This window comes from Colwellia sp. TT2012 (genome assembly GCF_001440345.1).
Lineage (GTDB): Bacteria > Pseudomonadota > Gammaproteobacteria > Enterobacterales > Alteromonadaceae > Colwellia.
In genome coordinates, this window is the sequence record NZ_LJYX01000017.1 from 399,336 (window position 1) to 412,362 (window position 13,027).

Genomic DNA, 13,027 nt, shown 5'->3' on the forward strand with positions numbered 1-13,027 from the left:
CATAAACAAAGCGACTATTTTTAATCATTAACTAAACACATCATTGAGTACGTCTGAAAAGTATGCTACTTTTTCAATAGGCAAACAATATACAATATATCAAAATACAAATAATAGAGGCGTCTATGATAAACAATAAAGTGGTTATATCTGCTTTAGCAGTAACCGTCGTTGTAGTTTTGGGCTACATACAGTTTTCCAACAACGATAATGACCAACAAGCAAGCGACCCAAGCAATAAGGCTGTTAAGTCTGTTGCTGAAAAGCAGCTCGCAGAAGTTGCCCTATTAGATAAGCAACAAAGACCACCGGTTGAGCATGGTATAGCCGAGGAAAATGCTGAAAAAATCAATGCTTATGTTCATACTTCAACAGTAGCAACTGCACCACCTCTGTCAGCACCACCTCTGCCAGCACCTCCAGCACCTGACTCTCGTTATCAAGATGCCCATTCAAGTGCTCAACAACATGGCCATGAAAAAGTACTGAAAACAACTGATAATAGACCACCGCCGCCTACCGGCGTTTCACGTTAATTTTTTTACTAACTAACAAACTCACTAACCACTTCAATCTTTTTAGTGGTTTTTTTTCTTCAATACTCTTCTTTCAAAAAATCACCTTTAGTCTCCCTTGCTCGAATATTCACACAGTGATCTTAAAATATTGATTGAGTATAAATAATCCAGAATTTTATAAAATTAATATATTAAAAACACAGATAAAAAATCCATTTATTAACAATAAGTTAAATTATTAATTTAATAAAACGGTAACCTTATGGCTATTGATAGCTTGTTTTTTACACTCGTACATAATATATTGCATACAACATTTCATATACAATCATGATTATTAAAATTATTGCTCTGTAGCTAATTCATTCATCGTTCCCATTAAAAATTTGAATTAGCAGAAATAACAACATTACTTATTAGATTTTTTACTAGATAACAAATGCAAAACCAGCGCTTTTCTGGTGAGTTAAGTAGTTCAATTATTGAGTTATTTAACTAAGAGGTCACTCAAAAAAGCACAAAAAATAATAATTATAAATAGTTAGTACTTGCATAGCTAACTCCTTACAATGGGATTTTATATGACAAACTCTGTCAGCAAAAAAATACTTACCGTAGCGGCTCTTCTCGGAGCATTTGCATCAAGCGGAGCAAACGCACTTGAATGTGGCACTGCTACGACTGCCGGTAATGAACTCATAGTAGGCCAAACTGAATGTATTTCAGGCAACGGCTTATATTTCTATATTGATATTGAAGCAAATAATACCGCTCTAGAAATTCAGACGTCTGGTGGTACCGGTGAAGCAGATATAATAGTTAATGCTTCTGGTTGGGCTACCGACACAAGTTATACGCAGCGCACCAATAATGCCGGTACAGAAGAAAAAATAACGGTTATAGCTCATGCTGGTCGTTTATACGTAAGTGTTTTTGGTCAACACCAACAAGTCACGTTAAATGTTAGAGATAAAAAGGATACCGGCGGTGGTACTGCCCCACTATTATGTGGTGCCGATACTACATCAGGTTACGTCTTAACGTTAGAGCAACAAGAATGTATTTCTGGTAACGGTAAATATTTCTATCTTGACGTTGAAGCAGACAATACGCCACTTGTCATCACGACGAAAAACGGGACTGGCGAAGCAGACATTTTTGTCAATACTAACGGCTGGGCAACACGCTCAAGTTATACCGCCTCTTCTACTAATGCTGGTACTGAGGAATCGTTGAGTCTGACCGCTAATGCCGGTAGATTATACATTAGTGTTTTTGGTGCTAACGACCAAGTAAGCTTTAAAGTAAGTGCACAAGCTGATCCCACAGTGCCAACAAATCCAGATATACCGACACTACCAGCTAACCCTGGAATGTGTGGTGCAGATACCATTGTCGCAAATGAGTTAACGTTTAATCAAATTGAATGTGTAACTATTGCAAGCTCTTCATCATATTATATATATGTTCCTGCCGACAACATGAATGTAACCGTATCTACTGGTGGTGGTTCAGGTGAATTAACCATATATGCTAAAAAAGATATCTGGGCTAGTAGCACTAATTATGACCATGTTTCAAGTAAAACAGCTAATGGTCAATCGGTTACTCTCACCGCAAACAAAGGTTGGTTATATGTAGAATTAGATGCTGGCACTACTGGAGCTTCACAAGTTAGCTTTTTAGTTGCTGTGGATCTCTCTACATTACCTACTACAGGTGGTGGTTCAACTATTCCTGATGATGGTTTCCCTACAGATAAAACTCGCTTTATCGGCTTAAATGGTCAAGCACTTGTTGAACGTATTGCTTTAACACACCCACAAAATGTTAGCCCGATCTTTAACATCAGTGGTAGTGAAGCTACGCAGATATACTCTGAAGCGAACATGCTTGCTATTGCTAATGCAATTATTACCCGTGCACCGAGTTATACTGGTGAAGATACTAGCGGTTTAGAATCGTTATTTTATTTCTTCCGTGGCGCATTTTATGTTCAATTTTCATACCCTAACGACATACCTGATTATAGTGTCGCGGTAAAATCAACAATCAAAACAGCATTACGTGCGTTCTTCAATAACAGTAATGCTTGGGTTGCAAGTGAAGCAAATGGTAGTGTATTAAAAGAAGCCTTAATCACAGTTGATTCATCTTCATTAGGTGCTGCGTTTAACGACATCACGGTACGTGTATTAAACCAGTACAATACTCAATGGGAAACTAGCTTTAATATGAATGCCGCTGCAAACTCGGTATTTACTACTATTTGGCGTTCATTGTGGGATGTTGAATTACGTGCATTATATGCAACGGATCACACCATATTAACAGCGCTAAATAACTTTCAAGCCAGTAAACGTCATTTAATTGGAACCGATGAAGAGTACATTGTTACTAACGCCGCTCGTGAATTATCACGTCTTTATCATATTCCAGAAATGAAATCACAAGTTAAAGTGATAGTTAAAAGCATCATTGATAGCACCAGTAAAAATGACCAAACAATCGGTTTATGGCTTGCTGCAGCAGGTATGGCTGACTTTTACGATAGAGCAGATTGTGGTTACTATAATATTTGTGGCTTCGCTTTTAAGCTAGAACAAGAGACTTTAACATTTAACTACAAGTGTCCATCTGGTTCATTAAAAATTCGTGCTCAAAGTGTTTTCAATGACCAAGGCGCATGGATGTGTGACATATTAAGTCAACAAGAAACTAACTTTCATCAAACATTAGCAACATTAAATATTCCAGTTCTGGAAGATAATAATACCGATTTAGAACTTGTTGTCTTTAACTCTTCAGCTGAATATAAAACGTATGCTGGTCAATTCTTCAATATGGACACCAACAATGGTGGCATGTATTTAGAAGGCTCTCCTGCAGAAGAGAAAAACCAAGCACGTTTCATTGCTTATGAAGCTGAATGGAAACAACCTAAATTCCACGTATGGAACTTACAACATGAGTATGTGCATTACCTAGATGGTCGTTATAATTTATTTGGTGACTTTGGTCGTGCTATTTCTCAAAATACTATCTGGTGGATTGAAGGTTTAGCTGAGTATATTTCATACAGAGAAGGTTACGTACATGCGATTGAAGTAGGTAAAACACAAGAGTTTGCCTTGTCTGAAATATTCAAAAATGATTATAATTCAGGTCAAGCACGTATCTATCGTTGGGGATATTTAGCGGTAAGATTTATGTTTGAAAACCATCGTGCAGATGTTGATCAAATATTATATTTATTACGTAACAACAAATATGTTGAATATCAAACCTTTATGAACAATATTGGCACACGTTATGATACAGAGTGGAATACCTGGTTAATCAGTGATATTTCTACCGTAGACAACGGTATTGTTGAATTTGGACCATCTGATGAAACTGCTGCCAATTCAGGTACTGCGGGTAACTGGGCTGGTGAACCAATCACAATCAGCACTGACTTTTCACCATGTACGCCAAACGATCCAGCCAATGCGCATGATCCAGCAAACAATACCATTGTACCTAATGTATTAATTGAATGTGTAAATTCAAATAATGGTGGCGCTAGCTTTATCTTCGCTAATCATAATGGCGAAAGCGGCACAATCGAAATTAACACCAGTGGCGGTTGGGGAAATGCCGATATCATGTTTAGTTCACAGTCTTGGGCTACAGCGCAAAACAATGAAGGCATAGCCAACGCTAACGGTAACTATGATAGCTTACGTGTGCAATTAAATCCTGCAAAATTATGGCACTACATCACCTTAAAAGGTGAGTTTGGTGGCGTTAGAGTAACGATTAATAAACTGTAAAAAATTGAGATAACCTTTTTAGGTTAAGTCATAACTAAAAACCTCAAATCACAGTTGATTTGAGGTTTTTTACTTTTCTGCTCTTGCTTTATTTTTTCCTTAACGAGATGTTCATCTTATACCAATCCCATTAAGTTCTTACCCACTTGTGGGGGGTAAAATACGCCAAGGCGTTGCTCTCAATTCCAATAACCCGCTATTGGTCAATAAAGTGCCTACCGTTGAATTATTTTTCCTGAAACCGGGACATCCATACTTTAAAAACAAAACTAGAGCCAAGCTCTGGATGTCACATTTTCCTTCTAAATCCATATAAATCAAAGTTTAATGGCTATTAGATATTGGATTTCCGATCAGGTACTTCGGGAATGACGGGAACTGGAAAGAACTGGGTTGAAAACCCTGTTTTTGTATATCTACGCAATTATCTTTCTTTCAATTGCATCACACCTATTGGTAATACGGCTCATAATGATACTTTGCATGTCATTGCTTAAACTTGAAAGATGCAATACCTTTGCGGATACTTTGCTAACATTTGCGACAAGCGCTAAAATTATTTTTTCGCCAATGCTGGGTTTTACCCCTAGAGAGTAGAGCAATAATATAAAGTCATGTTTAGTATAATAACCATAAGCCTCATAACTTGCGCTAAAGTCGCCATCGGTTTCAGCTTGTAATAACGATAATGACAGGTATTCTTGGTCGTAGTCAGGGTAAGGCGCTATGCTCAATAGGTCGTACAAGGGAGCAAAGCCATCCATTAAATTAGATTTGCTCGTTGGCGCTCTTTTTAGTGAGAAGTTTTTAAGGTGTAAATCATTATTGCCCACCAGATAGGAAAATAGTACATGCCTTACTGCGTAGACAGAGTGCGCAATTGCCCCACCACACGCTTTTACCATTTTTTTTATTGAGTCTTCATAAGAAAGTGCATCGCTACCTTTGTGCATAGGATGAACATCACAAATACTGGCACCATCTTCGACAAAAATTTTTACTTTTTTATTATCGGTTAAATCAAAACGCTTGGTAACATAGGCAAGTTCACCGTCGGCAAAGGCTGCTATTGAACATTTAGCGACATGAAAACCAACCCGATCGGCAATGTTCATGATGGCATGTTCATTTTCAGACAATTGCGGCAATCCTTTGGGCGTAGGTTTTACCATATACTCACCTTGGTTGCTCGGTACTAATATACCTTGCTCAAGTGTCATAAACATTTTTCGTTGCACTCCCGATATAGAGGTGCCAACCGTATGGTCAATCACCATATCAGTGAAGCTGTCAGACGTACCTTTAATGGTTACCGGCTTAGTTATACCGTACATAGATTTAAGGTGAGCTTTTGAATAGCCATTTTGAAGGTTTTTATCACTTGTCTCTTTTAAACTGCCCTTACATGCCATGATTATTCCTATATTTTTCCTGCGTACCAGCCGATAACAAACTTAATGGCACTGGTATCACTGAAATTGCACCAATTAATTCTTTACCATTTGCTAAGAGTAAACCAAATGAATCGGCTTTATCGAGTCTGGCTCTTTTTGCTTGATGAGTGCGTAACCATCCTTCAGATATGAGGTTGGCAAAAAACGTGGGAAAGGTGTCAAACTCAAAGGGGGTTTCGGTCAAAGGGAAGCTATAGCCTATTGGTACACCTTTGATAAGATAGCTAGTATCATAGGTAAAACGGTAACGCTCTGCTTTAAGATCGGTGAATTCTTGCAACAATCCAGCAAGCGTTCCGTTGCAGTAGATATGCCCTTGCCGGTTTGGTTTAATCATTTTTACGACCTATAAGTAATTCAAAGCCAACGATTTCACCAATGGATAACACCGTGGACATTGATGCTTTTTCAGGGTTTTTGAGGGTGTTGGTCAGCGTTGTTGATGAAATATCAGCAAGCAGGCAAAGATCTCTTTTTTGTAAGACGTTATCCGCACAAAATCGCTCAACATAAGTCCCTAACTCGGCAAGTTTAAATAAACTTTTTGATTTATTCATGTCAGCTGAAAAATCTTTTAGCATGTTTTGAACTTTACTCAGCGCCTCAACAGCGACATCTATATCGTTACTCATCATACACTCCAATAAAAACATCTTTATAACAACATAAAATAGTATAATCTAAATATTCTTTGAAATACAAAATACATTCACAAATAAATGTGATTAAATATAATTTTAAACGTTAAATCTAATATAAATGACAAATGCACACTAAAATCAAGTTAAAGGTTGAACGGTAATTTAAAATTACGTTAATCAAAGTATTATGGCTTTTAAACATTGGCTTCCCGATCAGGTACTTCGGGAATGACGGGGGTGGAAATATGAGGATGACAGGCATGGGTTACGCATATTACCGAGACTGTGATACCTGAGCGATGGTGTTTGATCGCTTTAGATACTGGCCCACCTATGATAGCAATTTCATTAAATTATTGCCCACTTGTGCTGGTTAACATACACCAAGGCGTTGCTATCAATTCCAATAGCCAGCTATTGCTCAATCGAGCGCCTTGCTTTAATTTATTTTTCCTGGGCACAACAAGATCATAAACTTAATAAAACTGGTATTAGCCTTTATTCATTTTTTTATATTCACATAAGCTAATAACATTATTGGCTAAAGGTTTTGTTTGCTCAGCCACTTTTTTGTTTGTTTGCTCGCTAGTTTGTTGGTTAACTATGTCTAGTGTAATGGTATTAGTTGCCATCAAATAGGGTAATCGGCCAGAAGTTACTAACAAAATATTGCTGTCCACCTTATGAAAAATAAGCGGTTATGGTATTATTTGGCTAGAATAATACCTGACTCGCTATTTGGATTACCCCCTGAGGTATCCTTAGCTATCATTAGGGCTATGATATTTATCATGCGGTTAAGAGCAGATAACTGTCTAAGCTACTTAACCCATGCAACCTATTTAAATACTAATAATTAAAGACTTATGGCCAAAAACACTTTCACTCCGGCATTACTTGAACAACACTTTACCAAAAACGAATGGAAAAAAGGCGCGAGAATTTATCAAGCGGATGGTATTAAAACCTGTGCCCTTGATGAAGACATAATTCGCGGTGTCGTTTTTAGTGAGCGATCTAAACAATCGAGTTACTTAACGCGTTTAGTGTTAAATATTAAGCATGATGGTATTGCCAGTTATTGTGATTGTTATGTCGGCCGTGACTGTAAACATGGTGCCGCCTTGGCGCAGTGTTTTATTCATGAACATTTTGATAGAAATAGTATTGCCACCTCTGAAAGAGTCATTGATAAATGGCTTAGCCATTTTCAAGCTCAGCCCAGTAGATACCAACCAAATCCTCAAAAAAAATCGTTATTGTACTTTTTAACCCCCAACAGTTATAACGAAGACGATTATTTTAATTTGGCGATAAAATCAACGCGCGCAAAAAAAAGTGGCGGCTGGAGTAGTTCTCTGGGCAGTGAATATTCAACCAGTACCTTAATTAATAGTGCCTATGCGACTAACGAGGATGTGGCGGTAATTACCGAGCTTATGCGTACTAACCAATTTGGCGATAACGTTAAGTATTTTGATTTATTTGCACAGATTATAAAAACAAATCGCTGTTTTTGGCATACACACTTCGACTTAGACCAAGCCATTACCTTAAGTGAGCCCATAGAAGCAGAGTGGCAGTGGTTAGCACTGGGTAACAATTTACATACTTTACAGCTGGTATTGAATGAGCCCTCCAGCAGTATTCAAATTATTAAAGCACAACCGCTTTGTTTTTATGATGAAGATAAAAATTGCTTCGGTAAGATTAATACCAATACTCGATGTGATTTTGAAGCCGACTTACTCAATTCACCCATTTTTGAAGAAGATAAATTACCCTGGGTAATAAATAAGCTGTCGATGTCGTTAGGTGATGCGGTGCAACGCTTGCCTAAACCCAAAACTCAGTTCTCACAAGACTTAAGCAAACCCGAGGTGCATTTATACTTTTCTACGCCGCTAGAAAAAAAACCACAAACGGGTAATGTGAAGGTTAATTTTTCTTATCAAGGCAATTTAGTTAATCCGCATAATGAGAGTGCGACGATTACCGTAGCAAGGCTAACGGATAGTGATAGTGATAGTGAGGTTGAGGGTGAAAACGAAAGCTCAAGCGAGATAAAGCTTTATCGTGATTTAGCCTTTGAGCAAACGGTTATTAACAAATTGACCACCTTAAAATTTAGCCCAGTGCCTATACCTAAACGTTATGCCTTTATTAATGCCGAGTATTTAAATAAAGACGCGTCACTTACCGATAAAACGCCTAAATATTCCATGATATTGCAAGGCCGCTATGCTTGGCATCAGTTTTTAGATCAAGAATTACCCTTACTTAAAGACTTGGGCTGGCATATTAGCTTTGCCGATGCTTTTTATTATAAATCACTGGCCACCGATAGCATATTTGATGCCGAAGTGATTGAAACCGATGATCATGATTTTTTCTCCTTAGGGTTAAACTTAACCATTGATGGGAAAAAAATGCCCGCGTTTCCTATTTTGCTGGGCGCTATTGAACAATTACCACGTTCGGTACTTTTTGGTCGAGAAAATGTTGATGATGATGATGAAAGTGTTGATAGTGAACAAGGTGCTAGCGAAGAAGGTGTTGACAAAAAAGCAGCGTTTATTGCGCCCGATACCCCTATTTATGTTGATCTAGACAATGGTGATTTTGTTGCCTTGCGTTATAAAAGTGTCCAACCCATTTTAAAACAGTTTATTGAACTGTTTATGCCTAATCCCTTAAATAAAGATGGCACCATGAAGCTATCACGCTTTCAAGGTCATCAAACCTTATCGATGTTAGATGACCAAGGCATGATAGCCACAGGCACAAGTAAGTTAAGAGCGCTGGCTACTAAACTACAGAACTTTCAACAAGTCACCACAGTGGCGGTGCCGAAAGGTTTAAACGCGACCTTAAGAACGTATCAGCATCAAGGTCTTAACTGGTTACAGTTTTTACGGGAGTATCAATTAAACGGTATTTTGGCTGATGACATGGGTTTAGGTAAAACCATTCAAACCTTGGCGCACTTATTAATTGAAAAACAACAAGGCCGACTGACAAAACCGGTTTTAATTGTTGCCCCCACCAGTGTTATTTTTAACTGGGCAAATGAAATTGACAAATTCACCCCACAACTTTCTTATCAAGTATTACACGGTAGTAAACGTCATCAGCACTTCGGCTGCCTGAAAAGAAGTGAAGGTGATGCAAGCGACGAAAATAAGGTTGATCTAATTATTACCAGTTATGCCTTGATCACGAAAGATTTAGATCTTTATTGTCGGCAAAAATTTTATTACCTTATTCTTGATGAAGCCCACTATATAAAAAATCCAAAAACCAAATTATACCAAGCGTTTATGTCACTTAATGCACAGCATAAATTGTGCTTAACCGGCACGCCGATGGAGAATCATTTAGGCGAATTCTGGGCGCAATTTAATTTTTTACTGCCCGGATTTTTAGGCGGTCAAAGGCAATTTACCAAACTCTTTAGAACGCCGATAGAAAAACATGGTGAGCTAGAACGTAAGCAGATATTAAATCAGCGTATTAAACCGTTTATTTTACGTAGAACCAAAGACAAAATAGCCACTGAGCTACCGTCGAAAACGATAATAATTCAAACCCTGCGTATTGAAGGTAAACAAGCTGAGCTGTATGAGTCAGTGCGTTTAGCCATGGATAGTCGTTTAAAAGATATCATTGCTGAAAAAGGTTTAAAACGTAGTCAAATAGAAGTGTTGGATGCGTTATTAAAGTTGCGACAGGTCTGTAATCACCCTAAGCTATTATCACTTAAAGGCGCTAAAAAAATAAACAAATCCGCTAAGCTTGATTACTTAATGGAAACCCTGCCTGAGCAAATTGATGAAGGCCGTAGAATATTAATCTTTTCACAGTTTACCAGCATGCTTGCTTTAATTGAGATTGAGCTGGTGGCTGCAAATATTGGTTTTGTTAAATTAACCGGCGCTACCACTAAGCGCCAAGAAGTGGTTGATAAGTTTCAACGCGGTGACGTGCCGGTATTTTTAATTAGCTTGCGCGCAGGTGGTGTCGGTTTGAACTTAACGGCAGCCGACACCGTTATTCATTTTGACCCTTGGTGGAACCCTGCGGTAGAAAACCAAGCGACAGATAGAGCTTATCGCATTGGCCAAGACAAACCTGTTTTTGTGTACAAATATATTATTGAAAATTCAATAGAAGAAAAAATTCTTAAAATACAGCAAAATAAAGCCGACCTAGCCAATGCCTTGTTATCTGAAGAAGTGAGTGATACAAAACTGAGTTTAACCGATGATATTTTAGACTCGCTCTTGGCACCATTAAGTTAGTATCAAAAGGGTATATAGGGCCACTTAGGCCCGTTATACCGGGATTAGCGACTACTTACTCTGGTTTAGAATATCCAGCCCAGATATCGGCATTCACTGACGTTTGGTTTTTGCGTTTTTTCTTAGCCTTTTTCTTGCCAGAGCCTTCAGGTGCTGCCATCGGTTTAATCGCCTGTAACAGCTCTGCGGTGATCTCTTCATCGACTTCAAAACCTGCTACTTGTTCACGTTCAAGGCGAATCTTGTTCTTCTTTTCGATGACGTTGAAATGATGATAATCTTCATAATCAATAAGCGATATTGCTAAGCCCACTTCACCAGCACGGCCACTTCGACCAATTCGATGCATGTAGTCGGCTGGACTTCTGGGTAAGTTAAAATTGATGACCACAGGTAGTTTTTCAATATCTAGACCACGGGCAGCAATATCCGTGGCAATTAACACCTCAATATCGCCGGCTTTAAACCCTTCAAGCACACGAGTACGTTCGGCCTGACCTTTATCACCATGAAACACTTCGGCGCTAATACCACGCTTAGCGAGCTTTTCAGCTAGGTGCTCACAGTGGTTTCTGGCATTAACAAAAACCAGCGTTTGTCGCCATTTATGTTGTTTGATTAAATGCTCTAACAGAGCTGTCTTTTCGCCTTTATTGACGGTGAAAACGCGCTGTACTAAGGTACTAGCATCGGCACTTTGTAATTGTATTTCAACCGGGTTGTTGAGTAACTCTTTGGTTAAGGTCTGTACTTGCTCAGGAAAGGTAGCTGAAAAGAGTAAGGTTTGTTTTTTCTTTGGCAGTAATGCTAACAGCGCCGCTAGCTCTTCAGTAAAGCCTAGGCTTAACATTCTGTCAGCTTCATCAAGCACTAAGGTTGCCACCCTGTCGAGCTTAATGGCATTAGATGAAATCAAGTCGAGTAATCGACCTGGGGTTGCCACCAAAATATCAGTACCGCCGCGCAATGCCAGCATTTGTGTATTCGCTGATACACCACCAAAAACAGCAAGTATTTTGATCTCGCCGTTAAAGTGCACCGCGTAAGATTTAATGCTATCAGCCACTTGCTTGGCCAATTCACGGGTAGGCACCAAAATCAGTCCAGATACATAGTTACCTTTGCGGCCTTTACTAGCCGATGGTTTTACCGCATGTAGCTGTTGCAACATGGGCAAGGCAAAGGCGGCTGTTTTACCCGAGCCGGTATTTGCCCCACCAATTAAGTCACGTCCCGCTAAGACACTTGGGATAGCCTGCGCTTGAATAGGCGTTGGCTGCTTATATTCCAGCTCAGTCAATCGAGCTAATAAGGGTGGAATAAGGCCAAGTTCTTTAAAATTGCTTGGTATTGTGGCTGTAGTATTGGCAGCGTTTTTGGCAGAGGTCATTAATATAGAGGCTCAAAGCTAAGGTAATAACCCTTATTTTAGCGTATTTATGCCTGGTTAAGTTAGTGAATTCGATCAGACCTGCGACTTTAACTCGAGTGTATTGATAAATAACCTTGGGTACTCAATTTTATCTAGCATTGAACTGTCCGGTAAACAATCATCATCAACATAGTCAGCAAAATCACCGGTGGTATCAAACACTAAAATATCTAACGCTAACCGGTCCATGCCATATAAACCCCGGTGGATCATGTCCGCCGAAAAAACTAACAAGTCGCCTGCGGCTAACTTAATTTGCTTACCGGTAGACAGGCTTTCGTTACTCAACCTGCCCTGCTCTTCTTGGCGGATATTAAACTCTTCTTCATTATCCCAGCGTTTATGTGTACCTGGGACTAGCTCCATACCAAGTTCATCAAATAAAGGCACACGCAGATGTAATACCTGGGTCTCATGAATAACAATTTTTTGTACGTCAACGTCGTGATCATATTGACAGTCTCGATGCCAGAAATCTTTAAGCTCTGGGTTAATGGGGTTGAAAAATAATTGCGTATTCATAAACGCGGCCTTATCGGCTATAACCGAATCGACCACAGCCATCATTTTTTTAGAGCTGATAAAATTAAAAAGCTTTATTCTATCATCGCTCCCTAAGTACTGACTGCCGGTAATTAAAGAAGAATTAAAGGCGGTTTCTTTATAGAATTCTGCGTTGTCTTGTATCCATAACTGGTGAAATTTTAACACCACTTCTCTCAATGCTGCAATTTCCGCAGTATTAAAATAAGCTCTAATGACGAAGTAACCCTGTTCTTGGTAATCACTATTTAATTGGCTTGAATTTAACTGACGGCTATTTGCTTCGCTGTTATTTACTTTGCTTGGATTATCTACCATTTACA

Annotated in this window: 9 protein-coding genes; 3 read left to right on the top strand and 6 right to left on the bottom strand. The window is 38.8% G+C overall.

Translation table 11 applies throughout. The features are described 5' to 3' along the window. Positions 1 to 125: 125 nt before the first annotated feature. Complete coding sequence (locus tag ASU03_RS11435; RefSeq protein ID WP_057831928.1) at positions 126 to 536, top strand: hypothetical protein; 411 nt, start codon at positions 126 to 128, stop codon at positions 534 to 536. Between the two features lie 563 nt (positions 537 to 1,099). After that, positions 1,100 to 4,333, top strand: a complete 3,234-nt coding sequence (locus ASU03_RS11440; protein ID WP_057831929.1) for a collagenase — start codon at positions 1,100 to 1,102, stop codon at positions 4,331 to 4,333. A gap of 416 nt (positions 4,334 to 4,749) precedes the next feature. On the opposite strand, the gene ASU03_RS11445 is transcribed toward ASU03_RS11440, so the two are convergent. The 4 genes from ASU03_RS11445 to ASU03_RS20750 all read right to left on the bottom strand — a co-directional run bounded on the left by ASU03_RS11445 (position 4,750) and on the right by ASU03_RS20750 (position 7,093). After that, positions 4,750 to 5,745: a HipA domain-containing protein gene (locus ASU03_RS11445; protein WP_057831930.1), complete on the bottom strand. Its 996-nt coding sequence runs from the start codon at positions 5,743 to 5,745 to the stop codon at positions 4,750 to 4,752. Further along, on the bottom strand, positions 5,735 to 6,124 hold the full coding sequence (locus ASU03_RS11450; protein ID WP_082627257.1) for a HipA N-terminal domain-containing protein: 390 nt from the start codon (positions 6,122 to 6,124) through the stop codon (positions 5,735 to 5,737). The genes ASU03_RS11445 and ASU03_RS11450 overlap by 11 nt, the downstream gene beginning before the upstream one ends. Continuing rightward, the gene (locus tag ASU03_RS11455) at positions 6,117 to 6,422 is read right to left on the bottom strand and encodes a hypothetical protein (protein WP_157465888.1); all 306 of its coding nucleotides are present in this window, start codon (positions 6,420 to 6,422) and stop codon (positions 6,117 to 6,119) included. The genes ASU03_RS11450 and ASU03_RS11455 overlap by 8 nt, the downstream gene beginning before the upstream one ends. Before the next feature lie 497 nt (positions 6,423 to 6,919). Continuing rightward, positions 6,920 to 7,093, bottom strand: a complete 174-nt coding sequence (locus tag ASU03_RS20750; RefSeq protein WP_157465889.1) for a hypothetical protein — start codon at positions 7,091 to 7,093, stop codon at positions 6,920 to 6,922. Positions 7,094 to 7,294: 201 nt separating this feature from the next. Here ASU03_RS20750 and ASU03_RS11460 point away from each other — a divergent pair, with 201 nt between their 5' ends. Further along, a complete protein-coding gene (locus tag ASU03_RS11460) occupies positions 7,295 to 10,729 on the top strand; it encodes a DEAD/DEAH box helicase (RefSeq protein ID WP_057831932.1) in 3,435 nt (1,144 codons plus the stop codon). A gap of 55 nt (positions 10,730 to 10,784) precedes the next feature. Here ASU03_RS11460 and ASU03_RS11465 read toward each other — a convergent pair whose 3' ends face one another. Then, positions 10,785 to 12,119 carry a DEAD/DEAH box helicase gene (locus ASU03_RS11465; protein WP_057831933.1) on the bottom strand — a complete coding sequence of 445 codons (1,335 nt, stop codon included), beginning with the start codon at positions 12,117 to 12,119 and terminating at the stop codon, positions 10,785 to 10,787. A 75-nt stretch (positions 12,120 to 12,194) separates the two neighbouring features. Next, complete coding sequence (locus ASU03_RS11470) at positions 12,195 to 13,022, bottom strand: phytanoyl-CoA dioxygenase family protein (protein WP_057831934.1); 828 nt, start codon at positions 13,020 to 13,022, stop codon at positions 12,195 to 12,197. Positions 13,023 to 13,027: the final 5 nt, after the last annotated feature.